Below are 17,491 nucleotides of genomic sequence, written 5' to 3' on the forward strand. Positions count from 1 at the left end.
CAGGCAGAACCCCATCTGTCATCCCGGTCCCGGGTCGGACGGCCACCGCCGTCCCCCGCTGGACCGGTCGTCAAGAGGAGCAAATGTGAGACGCACACTCGCGCTGCGCGGGGGCGTGACGGTCGCCGCCGCCGTCGCCGTCGTGCTGGCCGCCACCATGGTGACGGCCGCCGCGACCCGCCCGCCGGACCCCGGCCCGCCCCAGAAGGCCGCCGTGGCGCCCGAAGTGGCCGCCGAGCAGTTCCTCGGCGCCGAGCCGGCCAAGGTGCACCGGTCGCCGGACGACCGCTTCGACCGCAGGTCGGTCGTGCGGCAGGAAGGGCTGCGGTACGTGTCGTACGAGCGCACCCACCGTGGCCTGCCGGTACGGGGCGGCGACTTCGTCGTCGTCACCGACGCGAACGGCACGGTGCTGAGCGTCAACGGTGCGCAGGACACCACGCTCGACGTCACCACCACCGCCAAGATCGATGCCGCGAAGGCCACGGAGGCCGCGAAGACGCAGCTGTCGAAGGTCACGACCGCCTACCCGCCCAGGCTGGTCGTCCTCGCCCGCGGCAAGGGCCGGCTCGCCTACGAGGTCGTCCTCGAGGGCACCGCCGCCGGCAAGACCAGCAAGCTGCACGTCTACGTCGACGCCACGACCGGCGCCGCGCTGCCCGAGGAGACCTGGGACGAGGTCTTCGCCGCGACCGGCAACGGCTACTACAACGGCCAGGTCACCATCGACACCTCGGGCTCCGGCTCCTCGTACACGATGAGCGACCCCAACCGGCCCGGCATCTCCTGCGGTGGTCAGGGCGGCACGCCCTACACCAAGACCACGAACACCTGGGGCAACGGGACGGGCACCAACCTGGAGACCGCCTGCGTCGACGTGATGTACGCCGTCGAGCAGGAATGGGACATGCTCAGCAGCTGGCTGGGGCGCAACGGGATCAACGGCGCCGGCCGCGGCTACCCCGCCAGGGTCGGGCTCGCGGAGGTCAACGCGTACTGGAACGGCTCGTACACCAACTTCGGCCGCAACTCGGCCGGCAGCGGGCAGGCGACCCCGATCGACGTCGTCGCGCACGAGTACGGCCACGCCATCTTCCAGACCACGCCCGGCGGCGCCGGCAGCGGCAACGAGAACGGCGGTCTCAACGAGTCGACCGGCGACATCTTCGGTGCGCTGACCGAGGCCTACGCCAACAACCCCAACGACCCCGCGGACTACGACGTCGGCGAGGAGGTCAACCTCACCGGCTCCGGCCCGATCCGGTACATGTACAACCCGTCGCGGATCAGCGGGAACCCGAACTGCTACAGCAGCTCCATCCCGAACACCGAGGTGCACGCCGCCGCCGGCCCGCAGAACCACTGGTTCTACCTCCTGGCCGAGGGCAGCAACCCTGGCGGTGGCAAGCCCACCAGCCCGACCTGCAACAACACGACCGTGACCGGCATCGGCATCCAGAAGGCCGGCCGGATCTTCCTCGGCGGGCTCAACCGCAAGACCTCGGCCTGGAACCACGCCGCCGCCCGGCTGGCGACCGTCCGCGCCGCGGTCGAGCTGTACCCGAACAGCAACGCCGAGTGCGCGACGGTCAAGGCCGCGTGGAGCGCCGTGAGCGTCAACGCCGCGGCCGGTGAGCCGGCGTGCCCGATCGGCGGCGGCAACGACTTCTCGGTCACGGTCAGCCCGACCTCGACCAGTGTCACCGCCGGTCAGGCCGCCACCGTCACGGTCAGCACGGCGGTCACCTCCGGCAGCGCGCAGAGCGTGGCACTGTCCGCGAGCGGCCTGCCGACCGGCGCGACCGCCACGTTCACCCCGGCGACCGTCCAGTCGGGCGGCACGTCGAGCCTGCGGATCAGCACGGCGGCGAGCACGCCGGCCGGGTCGTACACCGTGACGATCCTCGGCGACGGCGACGGCGCCAGCGCCGACCGGACGGCGACGCTCGGCCTCACCGTCACCGGCGGCGGCAACCCGGGCACCGCCCCGGACATCAGCGTCGGCAACGTGCGGGCGCACCTCACCCAGTTCCAGACGATCGCCACGAACAACGGCGGCAACCGGTACTCCGGCCGCGCCGGCTACACCGCCTCGCTGCAGTACGTCGAGCAGCGGCTGCAGGCGGCGGGCTACACCGTGACCCGGCAGACCTGCACGTCGTGCACGACCGGCTCGGTGAACCTCATCGCCGAGTGGCGCGGCGGCGACGCCAACCAGGTGCTCATGCTCGGCGCGCACCTCGACGGCGTCGCGGCCGGTCCCGGCATCAACGACAACGGCTCGGGCTCGGCGGTGCTGCTCGAGGTCGCCCTCGCCCTCGCCCAGCAGAACCCGACGATGACCAAGCGGGTCCGCTTCGCCTGGTGGTCGGACGAGGAGCAGGGCCTGCGCGGCTCCGCCTTCTACGTCAACCAGCTCCCGGCCGCCGAACGCACGAAGATCCGCGCGTACTGGAACTTCGACATGGTCGGCTCACGCAACGCCGGGTACTTCATCAACAACATCACCACCACGGCGGCGCAGCCGCTGAAGGCCTACTACGACTCGATCGGCGTGCAGACCGAGGAGAACGTCGAGGGCGCCAACCGCTCCGACGACGCCTCGTTCCGCAACGCCGGCATCGCCTCCAGCGGCATCGCCGCGGGCGCCTCGGCCACCAAGACGACGGCCCAGGCGACGAAGTGGGGCGGCACGGCCGGCGCGGCCTACGACTCCTGCTACCACAGCTCGTGCGACACGATCAGCAATGTCGCCGATGTACCGCTGGACCGCAGCGCCGACGCGGTGGCCTACGCCGTGTGGAACCAGGCGGTCGGCGGCCAGTCGTCCGACGACTTCAGCCTGTCGCTGAGCCCCACCTCCGGCTCGGTGACGCCCGGCGGGTCGGTGACCACGACGGTCGCCACGCAGGTGACGTCCGGCTCGGCGCAGACCGTGGCGCTGTCGGCGTCCGGGCTGCCGGCCGGTGCCACCGCGGTGTTCACGCCGGCGTCCGTACCGGCGGGCTCCACGTCCACGCTGCGCATCAGCACCACGTCGGCGACCCCCGCGGGCTCCTACACGGTGACGGTCCTCGGCGACGGGACCGCGGCCGACCGGACGGCGACGTTCACGCTCACCGTCGACGGCGGCGGGCAGGACACGTTCTCGCTGTCGCTGAACCCGGCGTCGGGTTCGGTGCCGCCCGGCGGGTCGGCGACGGTGACGGTCGGCACGCAGACCACGTCGGGCAACCCGCAGGCCGTCGCGCTGTCGGTCAGCGGGCTGCCGGCGGGCGCCACGGCGGCGTTCGACCCGGCGACGGTGCAGTCCGGCGGCGCGTCGACGCTGACGATCAGCACCACCGCGTCGACGCCGGCGGGCACCTACACGCTGACGGTGCTCGGTGACGGCGCCTCGGTGGACCGGACCGCCACCTACACGCTGACCGTCACCGGCGGTGGCGGCGGCTGCTCGGGCGTGCCGACGTGGAGCGCCACGACCCCGTACGCCCCGGGTGACCGCGTGTCCTACAACGGCCGCCTGTGGAACAGCACCTGGTACTCGACCGGTGCCGAGCCCGGCGCGCCCGGCTCGTGGGCGGTCTGGACCGACGCCGGGGCCTGCTGACCCCGGTTCCAGACAGGTGGGTGCCCGGCTGCGGCGGGCACCCACCGCTGGTATGTCCAGGCTGGTATGCCCTCGATCACTTGTGACGCCGGATCGAAGTATGCGAATCTCGCGCAACCCCTACTCCGATCGAGGAGCTCATTGATGAGACCCCGTTCAGCGGCGCTGACACTGACCGCGTCCGCCGCGCTCCTGCTCGTCGGCGCCGGCCTGGCGATCCCCGCCTTCGCCTCGCCGTCGGCCGGTGTGACGCCCGCGCTCGCCGCGGCGCCGGACATCGCCGTGGCGAACGTGCAGGCGCACCTGGCCCAGCTGGGCAGCATCGCGTCCAGCAACGGCGGCACGCGCCGCAGCGGCACCGCCGGCTACACCGCGTCCGTCGCCTACATCAAGGGCAAGCTGCAGGCCGCCGGGTACACGGTGGCCGAGCAGACGTGCACCAGCTGCACGTACCGCGCGAACAACCTCATCGCCGACTGGCCCGGCGGGCCGAGCGACCAGATCACCATGTTCGGCGCCCACCTCGACAGCGTCGCGGCCGGCCCGGGCATCAACGACAACGGCTCCGGCTCGGCGACGCTGCTGGAGAACGCGCTGGTCCTCGCCCAGCAGAACCCGACCATGAGCCGGCACGTCCGCTTCGCCTGGTGGGCCGGCGAGGAGCAGGGCCTGCAGGGCTCCGCCTTCTACGCCAACGCCCTCACGGCCACCCAGCGCACGCAGATCAAGGCGTACTACAACTTCGACATGGTCGGCTCGCCCAACGGCGGCTACTTCATCAACCACATCAACTCCGCCGCCGCGGCGCCGATGAAGGCGTACTGGGACTCCCTCGGCCTGCAGCCGGAGGAGAACACCGAGGGCGCCGGCCGCTCCGACGACTACTCCTTCGAGCGCGTCGGCATCCCGACCTCCGGCTACGCCGCCGGCGCGAGCGCCCGCAAGACCTCCGCGCAGGCGGCGAAGTGGGGCGGCACCGCCAACAGCGCCTACGACTCCTGCTACCACCAGGCCTGCGACACCACCAGCAACATCAACGCCACGGTCCTGAACCGCGCCGCCGACGGCGTCGCCGCGACCATCTGGCAGACCTCGGTCGGCGGCTCCACCACCCCGCCGCCCACCACGCCCCCGCCGACCGGCGGCACGTGCAGCGGCCAGAAGCTGCTCAACCCCGGCTTCGAGTCCGGCGCAACCTCGTGGACCGGCACCGCCGGCGCGATCGGCCAGTGGGCTTCGCAGGGCCAGCCCGCCCGCACCGGCACGTACTCCGCCTGGCTGCTCGGCTACGGCTCCACCCACACCGAGTCCATCTCCCAGGCGGTCACCATCCCCGCCGGCTGCTCGGCGACCCTGACCTTCTACGTCCACATCGACTCCGCCGAGACGACGACGTCCTCGGCGTACGACAAGCTGACCATCACGGCCGGCTCCACCACCCTCGGCACCCTCTCGAACCTGAACAAGGCCACGGGGTACCAGGCGAAGACCTACAGCCTGAACGCCTTCGCCGGCCAGACCGTCACCATCAAGTTCAACGGCACCGAGGACTCGTCGCTGCAGACGTCCTTCGTCATCGACGACACCGCCGTCACCGTCAGCTGACAACTCGCCCGGGGTGGGCGGGCATGTACCTTTCACCACCCGCCCACCCCGCTGAGCAGCGACAATGATAAATGTCGTGCTGTTCTTTCGCGTGTCAGCGGAAGGCTGCCTAGCGTCCGCATGCAGGAGCGTTCCCGTCGCTCCATCGACGCAGGCAAGGAGGCAGCATGGGAAACACGCTGCGCGCCGCCGCCGCGACCGGTCTGCTCGCCGCAGCAGGCATGGTGGCGCTGGTGGGTTCCGCCCAGCCGGCCCTGGCCGACACGCAGATCTGTGAGACCTACGGGTCCACCACGATCGGCGGCCGGTACGTGGTCATGAACAACAACTGGGGCAACAGCGCGACCCAGTGCATCAACGTGACGAGCACGGGCTTCTCGATCTCGCAGATCAACGCGAACAAGCCCACCAACGGGGCGCCGGCGTCCTACCCCGCCATCTACGTCGGCTGCCACTACAGCAACTGCTCGCCGGGCACCAACCTGCCGATGCAGATCAGCGCGATCAGCTCCGCGCAGACCAGCATCTCGTACAGCTACGTCGGCGGCACGTACGACGCCGCGTACGACATCTGGATGGACCCCACCCCGAAGACCAACGGCGTCAACGCGACCGAGATCATGATCTGGTTCAACCGCCAGGGCTCGATCCAGCCGGTCGGCAGCCGCGTCGGCAGCGCGTCCATCGCCGGCCGTACCTGGGAGGTCTGGCAGGGCAACAACGGCGGCAACGACGTGGTCTCCTACGTCGCGCCGTCACCGATCAGCAGCTGGAGCTTCGACGCGAAGGCGTTCATCAACGACGTCATCAGCCGCGGCAAGGCGACCACCTCCTGGTACCTGACCAGCATCCAGGCCGGCTTCGAGCCGTGGATCGGCGGCCAGGGCCTCGCCGTCACCGCGTTCTCCGCCTCCATCAACGGAGGCGGCGGCGGTGGGGGCGGTGGAGGCGGCGGCGGTGGCACCGCCGGCTGCTCCGCCACGTACCGGACGACCAACAGCTGGCAGGGCGGCTTCCAGGGCGAGGTGACGGTGCGCAACACCGGCACGTCCGGCATCTCCGGCTGGAGCACCACCTGGTCCGGCGGCAGCGCCACGATCAGCAACCTGTGGAACGGCCGGGTCACCTCGACCTCGCCGATCACCGTGCGCAACGAGACCTACAACGGCTCGCTCGGCGCGAACGCCTCCACCACCTACGGCTTCACCGCCGGCGGCACCGCCCCGTCGTCGGTGAACTGCACCGCCGCGTAACCAGCTGAACGGGGCCGGCTCCGCGCTCGCGGCGGAGCCGGCCTCCCCGCCCTTCTCCCGGCCGAGTCGCTGCCAACCGCCCAGTCGCTCCGCACCACCACGATGCACGACGTCGCCACGCTGCCCCCCACCGCAAAGTCGGTTCCGCGCCCCAGGTTGTCGCTGGAATGATGACGACCGTGGAGACCTTCGAGAGCCGCGCCTGGCTGGAGTGGTGGGCGAACTCGTCCACCCTGCTCGGCAGCGTCGGGGTGGCAGTCGTGATCACCACCAGCGGCGCCGGCTGGGACGCTCATGGGTTCCTGACCAGCGCCGCCGACGACGACCGCGAGGGGCTCGCCTTCTTGTGCGACCTTGATCCCGTCTTCCTGCTGCGATTCGAGGACGAGAGCACTGTCGCCGTGACCGTCCACCCCACCGACGAGCATCGCCGGTTCACCCTCACCGAGTACACCGGACCGGCTTGGCGTTCGATTGAGCACCACATCGATCTTCAGGCAGCGGCACGCCCGAGCACGTCTACGATGAAGCGTCCCAAAATGTCCTAGGCCACCTGTCCGGCATCAGGTGGGACGGGGACCGGTCGGTACGGTGGTCGCGGCATGACCGTACACCATTACTGGCGGTTGCGATGCTGCTTGCTGGCGAGGGCCATGTAGTAGCCGGGTGTTTCGTGGATCCCATAGCGATCCCAGAGATTGGCGCGGCGGTCATCAGTCACCCAGCGAACCTCGTACTCGTTCCCATCGCTGTCGCGGAACAGCCCTGCCTGAATTCCGGGAAGCAGCGCGAGAGGCGGGTAGTCCTCCTCGATCTCAATCGATCCGTCGGCCCACGTGAACAGGCTCCAGTAGCCCACCTGCTTGACGAGGAAGAGGTTCCGGAACGGGGCGTCTTGGATCGCCAGCCACCCAGCCACGACGCCATTCCTCACGAGCTCGGCGATGGCACCGTCGAGTGCCGTCACGCCGGCGTTCCCAGGGTCGCGGTCGTCGTTCACCGGTCCATCCTCTCAGCCCACACCGAGTGGCCTGAGAGGAAGGAACATCCTGCACTCGGCATGTGTGTATGCCGGCCGAGTCAACACTTCGTGACGCTGCATAGCGCGCGGATCGCGGCAGATGTGCGCACGTGTTCGAGGCAGGCCGGCAAAGGGCAGGACATTGAGGCGTGGCGTGGATAGGCTCCTGCGCCATGGACGACAACGCGACCGGGCCGCGCGTGTTCACCAACCGGTTCGCCGACGCCGTCGGGCCGTCGGGTCGAGGACCAGACCGGGACCGGTGCCGATGCACGGATCCTTCGGTCGAGATGCGACCGGCACCGGTGACCTTCCATGCCGAGCGGCAGGACACCGCAAGCGACGGCTGGCGGCGCCTCCTGATGCTCATCGAAGAGGCGGCGGCCGACGGCAGGACCGTCTTCAAGCCTTTCGTCGAGCTCAGCGCCCCGGAGCGTCGGCAGATCGTCACCCTGCCACCGACGATCGCGACCCTGACCAAGGTCGAACACCTCGTCCTGTACGGCACCAACCTGGTTCGAATCCCGCCCGAGATCGGGGCGATGGCCAGCCTCGAGGTGTTCGAGCCGTACACCTCGCACCGCCTGCACTGGTATCCGTACGAGCTGACCAGGTGCACTCGGCTTCGGGACAGCACCGTCAGCACCCGTGCGCTGTACACCACCTTCAACCACCGACCGCCGTTTCCGAGCCTGAGGCCGGTGACTACCGCGACCGAGGCCGACTTCAGGCACCTCGACCCCGGCGTGTGGGGCGCTGACAGGGTCGACGCGTGCAGCGTGTGCAGGGAACCGGTCGATCGCGAACTGCACCAGGCCTGGATCTCCCTCCGCGTGGCCACCGATGTACTGCCGCTGCTCGTCAACGCCTGCTCCGCAGCGTGTCTGGCGGCGATCCCGCGGGCCCCCTCCGGCTATGTCAAGACCCCGCACCACGGCGGCCCTGATCTTGCCCAGCCGCCGGCCCGAGGTATCTGAAGGGCTCGAGGCAGTGACGTCGCTGAGCTGAGACGACTTCCGGTCCCATTCAACGCACGTTGTTCGCGGCCGGCTCGTCGCTGAGTCAGTACCCGAAGCGGTGAGGTGTGCTGACCCGTTGGCTCTTGATGAGCTGCCCCCTCGGTGCGAGCCTCACACACCATGAGCGGCAATGAACACGGGCGCCCGCGTCAGCCGAGCGATGCAATCGCGGACCGACGCGAACGGCGTGACGCGCGAATCCGCGCGGACCGGATCGAGCTCGCGATGGCCGAGCTGGAGGACAAACCGCCAACCGACGACATCGAATTCGGACTCGGTCGGGACACGCGTGCGCGGCGCGGAGGACTGCCCGGGCTCGGACGAGGCCGATGACCTGCCCGCCGCGCAGCCCAGAGTGAGCCCCGACCAGCCACCACGGCGAGCGAACTGATCGCGGCGTGAGCGTGCACCAGGCAGTGATCGATGCCGACGCGACGGGCCGGTACAGCAGGTGCGAAATCCGTATGATCCGCGCTGTGGAGAGCATGCCTGGAACGAGGCCCTGGGACGAGTCGATGTCCGGATGGCGGTCCAACTTTGCGCCCGGGCCGGAGCAGTTGCGTCGCCAGCGGTCCAACCTGCTCGCGCTGGTGGGTCAACGGCTGCGGGCCGGCTGGGTCGGCTGGGAGCTGGCAAGGGACAGGTGGCAACCGATCATCCCGGTGGTGCTGGTGTTCGACGGCGGTGTGCAGCTGGAGCTCGCCTGGGACGCGGCCGACCGATTGTCGGTCAGCTGGAACACGATCGATCTGGGGACGGCGTTCACCGTTGGCGGCCAGCCGCACGAGTGGCGATCGTCGCACCCGCACCCGTTCGCTGCGGCTGCCGGTCGCGTGCTGACCGGCTGGGCGGTGACCGAGAACCCGTACTTCACCGTCGACCTGGATTTTACCGGCGCGTTGCCGATGGATCTGGTTGCCGGCTGGACCATGGAAGGCTTGTGGATCGAGTTCGGGGATGTCGGCTTGCACGTCTACAGCGGTGCCGATACGACGTACGTCTCGGACGCACCCCAGGAGCATTACCGTGTGACGCATCGGCAGCTTCAGGAGAAGGACGCGCAGGCCTCCGGAGACCCGACCATCTCCAGTTGAGCACTCGCTCATCGGCAGTTCAGTGAACGCCGGTCTTCCCCGGGCTTGCGCATCCCATACGGAGTGCCACACCGGCGCGGATGGCGGCGCGGTCGCCCGGCGGCATGAGCGTGTACCGATCGCCGGCAGTGAGCCGTACCCTTTCGCTGTGCTGTTTGTCGGAATCCGTCCTTGCTCGTGCGGCTTCGTCTTCGGCGGGATCGCGGCGTGCGTCGATGCGTCGGCTGACCTGTGCGCGTAGAACTGCGGCCGTATGCCGCGACGCTGTCCTGGCCGGACGATCCGGGCGTGCGCCTCGACGTGACGCCGCACGGCGCCGCGGAGTGCTCGATCGCGCTACGAGACGGCGACCGGTGGTTCGACCTCATGGCCTTCGATGACCGCCAGCCGCACTGGACGACCATCGCGAACATCGCCGGTGTCATCCCGCGCGGCGCGCTCCTGCCACGATCCCGCGGCCTGGAGATCGCACGGATGGCCGCGACGGACGGTCCAGGCGCCCTGCGTGCCGCGCACGACTGGCGCCCGGTCCCGACCTGGGTGTCCGACCGCGGTGCATACCTGGTCCGTGACATCGCGGAGGCTCTTGTGGACCAGGCGGGCGATGAGCTCATGCGGATCGTCCGCCACGAGGATAGGGCCGGACACCTGCCGGCCGGCGTCCGGCGCCTGGCGTACTTGCTGGGCGTGCACAACAAGGCCATGAGCAGTGGCCTCGGCTCCGCCCTCACAGACACGCCGGCGGAATGGTGGGGCGAGGCGATCAGTGCGTGCGACGAGCTCGGTCTGACCGACGTGGCCGCGCTGCTGCGTCGCCTCGACCCCAAGGAACCCGACGTCGAACTCACCAAGGGGCTGTACAGCGAGTACATCCACCTGACCTCGGTGGGCGCATGGCACGGCGACGACGCGATGCGTACGGCACTGCGGCGCCGGGTCGAGCAGGCACCACGCGAATACGGCGTACACGAGATGCCGCCGCCTCCTCCAACAGCGCGATACGACGAACTCCTGCCGACAGGATCCAGTGCCTTCCTGCGCAGCCTGGCTGAGCTCGCCGAGCACTGAAGCGGCGACCGGACATGCTCCAACCGCAGCCGCAAGACCGTCACTGTCCCGTAGAGCCCGGTCAGCGGCTACGTCGGCAGATAGGTGGGCTCGTTGTCCGGGGCGGCGAAGTAGACCTCCGCGTCGATGAGAGTCATGAGCTTGCCGTCGACTGGGTGGCGGATGCTGTGCTCGAAGAGGTTCCGGCCCCCTCCACGCGCTGCTGTCTCACCCGCGCGGCGCGAGTCGGAAGAATCCAGCTCGCTGGCAACTGGATTGCTCCCAGGCCGGACGCCCACGACAATTTCCTTGCTCGTAGGTTGCTTGTGCCCCCGCTGCCGCGACGACAGAGGACGAACCGCATGACCCCGCCCGCTCTGTAGACCTGACGCTCTACCGCTCGCCTTCAGGCCGACCTTCCCGTCGGTCCCGCCGGGCTGCCCGGGTGCGCCCGCGCACGCAGCGTTCGAGGCCGCGCTTCCGGCCTCGGGTCAGGTCTTCAGAGAGATCTTCATGTCGTCACAACCTCATACCGTGCTGCCCTGGACCGTCCGCCGGACCAGGCTGCCGCTGCTGTCGCTGCGGTGCCTGGACTGCCGGTCGGAGTCCGCCACCACCGGCGAGGGCAGGTTCCGCGTCAACGCCAACGGCAAGCTGCTGGACGTGTGGCTCCTGGTGCGGTGCATGTCCTGCGACCGCACGAGCAAGCTCACCGTCCACGAGCGGGTGCCGGTCAGATCCATCGACCCGGCCCGCCTCGACGGGTACCACACCAACGACCCGGGCCTGGTGGCCGCCACGCTGCTGGACCCGCTGCTCGCCCGGCGCAACCGGTTCACGTTGAACTGGCAGGGCGCCTGGCGGCTGGACACCCCGCCGGCCCGCCCGGACGTGACGTGGCCGGTCCAGGTGGAGGTCACCTTCGCCGATCCGGTCCCGGTGCGCCCGGACCGGCTCATCGCCGAGCACCTCGGCCTCACCAGGGGCGAGGTGCAGGACAGGGTCAAGTGCGACGTCTCGCTACGCCGCCCGACGACCACGGGCTTCACGTTCCTGGTGATGGCGGACGCCGCAGTCCTTGGCTGACCGGCCTGCTCAGGAGGGACGACCGCCGCCGGGTCTACCCGCCCGGCGGCGATCGACCTCGCCCAGCACTACCGGCCGATGACGCTGCTGGAGCAGTGGCGGCCGTCGACCGTCACGCAGTGGGGGACCGGCGCGGTCGTCACCGCCGACGCCGGCGACACCGTGCGCGAGTTCCGCCAGCAGATCCTGGGCGGGCGGCCGTGACCGGCTGGAGCACGTGGGCGGCGCCGCCGGTCAGCGTCGGGCTGCCGCCGGGCTGGACCGTGCTGCGCACCGCCGCCGACGACCTCGACGCGCAGGTGACCGCCCTGCTGCAGGCCCAGTTGCCCGACGGCGCGGCGCCGCAGCTGCGGGCCGAGGTCGCCGAACAATGGCGGCAGGCCGCGCGGGTGTCCGCGGCCGCCGGTATGGTCCCCGCCGGCTTCGGCGCGGCCGCCGACCCCGGCACCGGCGTTCAGCTGAGCCGCCCGCCCGGGTCAGCGCAAGGCGCTCTCGTCCTGCAACATGGCCAGCTCGGCGCTGGGGAACGGCATGTTTCTTCACGCCTGCTTGTAGCCGGTCACGCCATACTGGTCGAGCACGGCTTGGGCCATGCTCGCCGCGGCCGTCGTGAATGCCCGTACCGGAACCCGGCAGGCCCAGCGGCGCTCCGCCCCCGACCCATGGGTCGTCCGCGTACTCGTCGGGCAGGACCAGGATCTGCACATGGACATCTTCGGTGGCGCCGGTGAAGACGAACACGTGGGCATGAGGGTCATCGGACAACCAGGCAAGGGATGCGCTGGACCCGAGACGCAGGTCGGCCGCCGCCCGAAGCAGACTCTGCAACCCGTGGCGGCGTCAGCGGCCGCCGTCGACGGCGCCACCGACGCCGACGGGGCCGGAGCCGGATCCTTCGCCTGCTGACACCCCGCCAGCAACGCGCCACTCACCACGAAGACCGTCAGCACACCCGCACGCCGCACCGCGGCTCCGCCCGTCGCCGAATTGATCGCCAACAGTGTCGGGTAGGGCGCCGCCCGGTGCAACGGAGGGTTCGACGTCAGTCTTCAGTGGAAGTTGACAGGCGCCTGGTTGGCGACGAGTGCGGCGTTGCTACGTCTTCGGTTTCGGTTCGGCGGAGCTTTGTGCTGGGCTCAGGCGCTCGAGCTTGGTCCAGCCGGTCCAGCCTCGCTTTTTCAGCAGCTCGACAAGGTGGCGTGCCGCTGGGGTGGTGTCGAATACGAGGGTGTCCATCATGTCGACGAGCTGTGCCTTGATGTCGATGTCATCGACGTAGTTTCCGCCGTGCTCGTCCGCCATCTGGGTGAGAAAGACGGCCAGGTTGTCGGCCAGGTCGGTCAGTCGCGGGTCGTCGCCGGCCCAGTCGATGGCTTGGCCGAGGGTGCGGTAGAAGTCGATGAGCTGGGTGTCGGTGAGCTGCTCTCGTTTGCGTGCCACCCACTGCGGAACTCGCCGCGGTGAGTGCATGACCAGCGGGATCCAGCCGTCACGTTCAATTTGTACGAGCCGTTCGTCGACGCCGAGCGCCCGCAGGTGGTCGAGGAATTCGACCACTGCCGGGGGGAGCACCAGGCGGTCGCCGGAGGTGAGGCGAGCGATCCGGGTGCGGTGCTGCTGGCGTACCCGGATCTCTTCTCGCAGTCGCTCGTCGATGTCCGCTACCGCGGCGGCGAACTGCTCCTGGTCGGCTTGGAGCAGCTCTTGCACGCGTCCCAGCGGGATGCCGGCGTCGGCCAGGGTCCGGATCTTGATCAGTTCGATCACGGCGCCGGCGTCGTACCTCCGGTAGCCGGATTGGTCGCGCTCCGGCTCGGGCAACAGCCCCTTGGCGTGGTAATGCCGTACCGCGCGCACCGTCACTCCGGCGTACGAGGCCAGCTCACCGATGGTCAGCACCGGTTCATTCTCCTGGACGGTGATCGAGCTGGGCGGTCACTCGGCGGACCGGGTGGAGCGTGTTCCGGATGATCTGGGCGATCTCGCGGGCGTGCGTGACGACCAGGCCGTGATCGGCGTCGAGCCAGGACGTACGGACGTGAGGTCGTTCGCGCCTCAGCCGCTCGATGCCCTCGCGCCAGTCCCGGTTGTAGCGCCGTGCGCGTTCGTCGGTGTTGTCGCCGGCCATCGAGGTCGACATGATCATGCTGATCGGGCAGCCGATCATCGAGTACTGATCGAGGATTCTGGAGCGAACCACATCGATCTCGAGATTCAGGTCGAAAATCTGCTGGCCGGTCAGCAACACCTGACGTGCGGTGCCGCGCGAGGCTTCCTGGTGGGTCGCCAGGGCCTCCCACATGGCGCGGAACTCCGGCAGCGCGGCCTCGGTGATGAACGGCTCGGGCAGCGGGTTCGCGCCATCGATGAGAACAAGCTCAGCGACGGCTTCCGGATGCTCGGCCGCATAGTGCACGGCCAGGTCGGCGCCCAGCGAGTAGCCAACCAGCACGGGCGCCGACAAGTCCAGGCGTTCCAGCATCGCCATCACCGCGACGAGATCACCCAGAAACGCGTCGAAGGAGTACTGGCCCGCGGCCGAGGAGAGGCCATGGCCTCTCAGGTCGAACGTCACCACCTGGTAGTGGCTCCGCAGCAACTCGACGAGCTCGCACAGATCGGCCTGGGTCACATTCAGCCCGGGACACAGCACCAGCGGCCGCCCCCGACCGGCACACGCCACCGAGATGACGACCCCGTTGTGATGAACCTCGAACGTGCTGGTATCAGCAGTCATGCCACGCATCGTGAAAGGTTCACCCTACGTCAGGGTCAACCCCTCCCGTACGACATCACGCCGGCGTCAGTCGCCTTCGGTGGTGCGGACAGGTCGGCGGCCATCGGCTGGAGGTGCCGCACCGCTGCCGTGTTCGGCCGGGTCGAGCCAGTATCGTCACGGTCTGCGGGGATAGCTGACGGTCGGAGCTTGCGTCCTGTCGCGCACGCCGAGGACCTCGTTGACGAAGTCGTCCTTGTTGCGCGCGTAGGCCATGAGGTCGGCGCCGTGAGTGTTCGCGAGATCGCGCTTGAGCTGCTCGTACCTGGACCGGTAGTCCGCCCGGCACCGCAGCGCATCGCGGAATGCGACTCGTCGCCGCCACAGCAGGGAGGTCGGCTCTGTGAGATGAAGGTGGTAGATGCGTTCCCACCAATTGTCGGTTGCCGGTTTGAAGAAGTAGTGCGCTTCCTCCGGACGGTGCACGCCGTTGCGGTAGCCGAGCGTGGTCACAACGTCGATGGCGGCTGCCGCCTCCGACAGACTGCGTACTGGTGCCATCATGTCGATGATCGGCTTTGCTGCCAGGCCGGGAACCGATGTTGAACCGATGTGCTCGACCGGGCCGGCCAGCCATCGCGCCAGAGCCGCTTCGAGGCTGATCCGCTCCTGCTCGAACAGCACAGCCCATTGCGGATCGTACGGGCTGAGGGTAATCGGTATGCCATCCACAAGAGCTGCCTCTCGGTACGAAGTGCAGGCCGGCGACGTCTCTCATCGCCCTTCTCCTCATCGATATCTCGACGGGCGTCAGCCAGCCTGCAACGGCTGCTCCAGGCTGCCTGAACGACATCCTTGCAGCGTCCGCATCTGCCGCGTACAGGGTGCGTTCATGCCGGTCTTGGGGTGCCGGCGGATTGATGCGCGGTTGCTAAAGGCCTTTGTGGAGCGTGTCGGGCGGGCTCAGGTCGATCGGGTTGGGGCCGGTCAGCACGCCACCCTCGACGGGCAGGGTGTGCCCGGTGATCCATGCGGCGTCGTCGGAGCCGAGGAACGCGACCGCTGCGGCGATGTCCTCCGGCTCGCCGACGCGGCCGAGCGGATACATCGACTTGAGCTGCTCCAGCGCGCCCGGCTGGGAGTCCCAATTCGGTGTCCGGACGGTGCCGGGGGCGACGACGTTGAAGCGTACGCCGAGCGGACCGTACCGGGCGGCGTAGTTCTGCGACATCGCGATCTGGCCGGCCTTCGCCGCGGCGTACTCCACGTTTCCGAAGGCCGCGATGCCGTTGACCGAGCTGATCGTGACGACGTTGCCACGGGTCTTCACCAGGTGCGGGAGCGCAGCCTGAATGAGACGGGCGGCGCTGACGAGGGTGAAGTCGAGCTGACGGTGCCAGTCCTCGGCCGAGGTGTCCTCGGGCATCGAGGTGACGATGCAGCCGCCCGCGTTGTTCACCACGAGATCGAGCCGGCCGAACCGCTCGACCGCCGCGGCGACCGCGGCGTCGACGTCGGCGCGTGAGGTGACGTCGACCTTGACTCCGAGCCCGTGCTCCGTGCCGACCTCCTCAGCCAGCGCTGCGGCCGCGTCCTCCCGAAGGTCCGTGACGACCACCGCACCGCCCTCGGCGGCGACCCGCCGTACGACGGCCTGCCCGATGCCCTGCGCCGCCGCCGTGACGAGCGCGACCTTGCCCTCGAATCGCCGCATCACCACTCCTCCAGGATCGTTGTCGCCATTCTTCCGCGATCCAGCCGTTCATGCTTGATGGTGATGACCGGGCTACGATCGCCACCCATGACAGCGCAAGCGACGTACGTGACGGTACGCGAGGGCAGAGTCACCGTCGCCCACAACGACGTCGGCGCGTACGAGATCCTTGAGATCAGCGTGTTGGGCCCGGAGGTGCTCACCCGGTTTCTCGATGCGTGGCAGCAGCTCGATCCATGGGATGAGTGGACCGACGACGACTGTGCCGAGGGTGGCCTGCTGGTCGACTTCGACCAGCGTGTGCTGATGATGTTCAGTATCCACCGGGGGCCGGCGTTGCGAGCGGCATACCTGGACGCGGTGACTCGCACCTGGCCGGGCTGGCACGTGCGCTGGGCGTACGACGGCATCGCCGACCTGATCGATCACGTGGGCGGGGATGTCTCGCAGATTCGCCGCGAGCCGTCCGAGCCGGAAGCCCTCTACTGGTGTGACCGCACCGACCGGATGCAACTGCGCTATGTCGTCACCATCGGTGACACGCAAGCGTATGGCCTTGCCTGGAACGCTTTTGATCCGTGGTGGGTGGGTGCTGGGCTGGTCGAGCAACTGCGCCCCGCTGACCGGATCACGACCGCCGCGATCGTGCCCGAGGCGGGCATGCACCTGAACCCCGTCACTCGCGAAGCCGGCGTGTGGAGCGCGGTGCGGCCGCTGCGAGGCCTCGCCGAGCACTGGCCGCGGCTGTGGCCGGACTGGACGCTGCAACTGTGGGATGACCGCAGCAGCGAGCAGTTGCGGCGGTGCGCCGGTTCGGTCACCTTCCCGGCAGCCGAACCTCTCGGCCCAGGACGGCTGGCCGAGAGAGTCATGAAGACCTGGTCGTTCTTCGTCGCCGAGGACATCGACCACAACTGCCATGAGGCGTACGGCAGTGACGAACGGGTCGAGCAGGCACGCGAGAACGGATGGTTCCAGGCGCGCGAGCAAACCGGCATCACTCGCCGGGAACTGTGCACGGCGTTGGAGGCGATCACCGGTAGGCAGTGGCCTGTTCCGCGATGGCCCGACTTCGAAGAGCCGCCCCAGTCGTAATGCACTTGGGCCTGCGACATCATGACCCACGTTCGCACGCTCAGGTCACCAGCCGAAGTGGCGAAGGCGTCAGCTGCTGGACGCGTGGACGAAGAGGTCCGCGAGCGGAGTGGCGTCCAGGTCGGTGGCGAGCTGTTTCGGCCCGGGCCGGCCTTGAACCGTCTCTGTACGATGCACCGCGCGATTCAAGATCGCATCAACGTACACAAGGCATTCAGGAGCTTCGCACAT

At 69.1% G+C, this 17,491-nt stretch carries 16 protein-coding genes; 11 read left to right on the forward strand and 5 right to left on the reverse strand.

Features of this window, described 5'->3' with window-relative positions; translation table 11 throughout:
- Positions 1-85: 85 nt before the first annotated feature.
- From ACFY3L_RS42740 to ACFY3L_RS42755, 4 genes are all read left to right on the forward strand, one after another.
- On the forward strand, positions 86-3,610 hold the full coding sequence (locus ACFY3L_RS42740) for a M20/M25/M40 family metallo-hydrolase (RefSeq protein WP_389338401.1): 3,525 nt from the start codon (positions 86-88) through the stop codon (positions 3,608-3,610).
- 144 nt (positions 3,611-3,754) lie between these two features.
- Positions 3,755-5,215 (forward strand): M28 family peptidase, encoded by a 1,461-nt coding sequence (locus tag ACFY3L_RS42745; RefSeq protein ID WP_389338404.1) that lies wholly within the window; start codon positions 3,755-3,757, stop codon positions 5,213-5,215.
- Between the two features lie 167 nt (positions 5,216-5,382).
- Positions 5,383-6,468 (forward strand): cellulose binding domain-containing protein, encoded by a 1,086-nt coding sequence (locus tag ACFY3L_RS42750; RefSeq protein WP_389338407.1) that lies wholly within the window; start codon positions 5,383-5,385, stop codon positions 6,466-6,468.
- A gap of 179 nt (positions 6,469-6,647) precedes the next feature.
- Entirely contained in the window at positions 6,648-7,016 is a 369-nt protein-coding gene (locus tag ACFY3L_RS42755; protein ID WP_389338410.1) for a hypothetical protein, read from the forward strand.
- Positions 7,017-7,084: 68 nt separating this feature from the next.
- Here ACFY3L_RS42755 and ACFY3L_RS42760 read toward each other — a convergent pair whose 3' ends face one another.
- Complete coding sequence (locus tag ACFY3L_RS42760; RefSeq protein WP_389338413.1) at positions 7,085-7,468, reverse strand: hypothetical protein; 384 nt, start codon at positions 7,466-7,468, stop codon at positions 7,085-7,087.
- Between the two features lie 194 nt (positions 7,469-7,662).
- Between ACFY3L_RS42760 and ACFY3L_RS42765 the strand changes: the two genes are divergently transcribed.
- From ACFY3L_RS42765 to ACFY3L_RS42790, 6 genes are all read left to right on the forward strand, one after another.
- Entirely contained in the window at positions 7,663-8,466 is an 804-nt protein-coding gene (locus tag ACFY3L_RS42765; RefSeq protein WP_389338415.1) for a leucine-rich repeat domain-containing protein, read from the forward strand.
- 518 nt (positions 8,467-8,984) lie between these two features.
- Positions 8,985-9,602 (forward strand): hypothetical protein, encoded by a 618-nt coding sequence (locus ACFY3L_RS42770; RefSeq protein WP_389338418.1) that lies wholly within the window; start codon positions 8,985-8,987, stop codon positions 9,600-9,602.
- A gap of 288 nt (positions 9,603-9,890) precedes the next feature.
- Positions 9,891-10,670 (forward strand): hypothetical protein, encoded by a 780-nt coding sequence (locus ACFY3L_RS42775; protein ID WP_389338421.1) that lies wholly within the window; start codon positions 9,891-9,893, stop codon positions 10,668-10,670.
- 513 nt (positions 10,671-11,183) lie between these two features.
- Positions 11,184-11,735, forward strand: a complete 552-nt coding sequence (locus ACFY3L_RS42780; RefSeq protein ID WP_389338424.1) for a DUF1062 domain-containing protein — start codon at positions 11,184-11,186, stop codon at positions 11,733-11,735.
- A 78-nt stretch (positions 11,736-11,813) separates the two neighbouring features.
- On the forward strand, positions 11,814-11,939 hold the full coding sequence (locus ACFY3L_RS42785) for a hypothetical protein (RefSeq protein WP_389338427.1): 126 nt from the start codon (positions 11,814-11,816) through the stop codon (positions 11,937-11,939).
- A gap of 387 nt (positions 11,940-12,326) precedes the next feature.
- Positions 12,327-12,641, forward strand: a complete 315-nt coding sequence (locus ACFY3L_RS42790) for a hypothetical protein (protein ID WP_389338430.1) — start codon at positions 12,327-12,329, stop codon at positions 12,639-12,641.
- Positions 12,642-12,830: 189 nt separating this feature from the next.
- On the opposite strand, the gene ACFY3L_RS42795 is transcribed toward ACFY3L_RS42790, so the two are convergent.
- The 4 genes from ACFY3L_RS42795 to ACFY3L_RS42810 all read right to left on the reverse strand — a co-directional run bounded on the left by ACFY3L_RS42795 (position 12,831) and on the right by ACFY3L_RS42810 (position 16,165).
- Positions 12,831-13,634, reverse strand: a complete 804-nt coding sequence (locus ACFY3L_RS42795; protein ID WP_389338433.1) for a MerR family transcriptional regulator — start codon at positions 13,632-13,634, stop codon at positions 12,831-12,833.
- Positions 13,635-13,638: 4 nt separating this feature from the next.
- Entirely contained in the window at positions 13,639-14,472 is an 834-nt protein-coding gene (locus ACFY3L_RS42800) for an alpha/beta fold hydrolase (RefSeq protein ID WP_389338436.1), read from the reverse strand.
- A 156-nt stretch (positions 14,473-14,628) separates the two neighbouring features.
- Complete coding sequence (locus ACFY3L_RS42805; protein WP_389338439.1) at positions 14,629-15,183, reverse strand: GrpB family protein; 555 nt, start codon at positions 15,181-15,183, stop codon at positions 14,629-14,631.
- A gap of 199 nt (positions 15,184-15,382) precedes the next feature.
- Positions 15,383-16,165 carry an SDR family NAD(P)-dependent oxidoreductase gene (locus ACFY3L_RS42810; RefSeq protein WP_389338442.1) on the reverse strand — a complete coding sequence of 261 codons (783 nt, stop codon included), beginning with the start codon at positions 16,163-16,165 and terminating at the stop codon, positions 15,383-15,385.
- 87 nt (positions 16,166-16,252) lie between these two features.
- Here ACFY3L_RS42810 and ACFY3L_RS42815 point away from each other — a divergent pair, with 87 nt between their 5' ends.
- Positions 16,253-17,260: a hypothetical protein gene (locus ACFY3L_RS42815; protein ID WP_389338445.1), complete on the forward strand. Its 1,008-nt coding sequence runs from the start codon at positions 16,253-16,255 to the stop codon at positions 17,258-17,260.
- Positions 17,261-17,491 lie beyond the last annotated feature (231 nt).

Source organism: Dactylosporangium sp. NPDC000521, assembly GCF_042898305.1.
In the GTDB taxonomy this organism is placed as follows: Bacteria; Actinomycetota; Actinomycetes; order Mycobacteriales; family Micromonosporaceae; genus Dactylosporangium.

Excerpts from the sequence above, each read along its gene's own strand:
- ACFY3L_RS42745 (WP_389338404.1), top strand. The coding sequence starts at position 3,755 with ATGAGACCCCGTTCAGCGGCGCTGACACTGACCGCGTCCGCCGCGCTC.
- ACFY3L_RS42815 (WP_389338445.1), top strand. The coding sequence starts at position 16,253 with ATGACAGCGCAAGCGACGTACGTGACGGTACGCGAGGGCAGAGTCACC.
- ACFY3L_RS42785 (WP_389338427.1), top strand. The coding sequence starts at position 11,814 with ATGACGCTGCTGGAGCAGTGGCGGCCGTCGACCGTCACGCAGTGGGGG.
- ACFY3L_RS42750 (WP_389338407.1), top strand. The coding sequence starts at position 5,383 with ATGGGAAACACGCTGCGCGCCGCCGCCGCGACCGGTCTGCTCGCCGCA.
- ACFY3L_RS42800 (WP_389338436.1), bottom strand. The coding sequence starts at position 14,472 with ATGACTGCTGATACCAGCACGTTCGAGGTTCATCACAACGGGGTCGTC.
- ACFY3L_RS42790 (WP_389338430.1), top strand. The coding sequence starts at position 12,327 with ATGCTCGCCGCGGCCGTCGTGAATGCCCGTACCGGAACCCGGCAGGCC.
- ACFY3L_RS42765 (WP_389338415.1), top strand. The coding sequence starts at position 7,663 with ATGGACGACAACGCGACCGGGCCGCGCGTGTTCACCAACCGGTTCGCC.
- ACFY3L_RS42810 (WP_389338442.1), bottom strand. The coding sequence starts at position 16,165 with ATGCGGCGATTCGAGGGCAAGGTCGCGCTCGTCACGGCGGCGGCGCAG.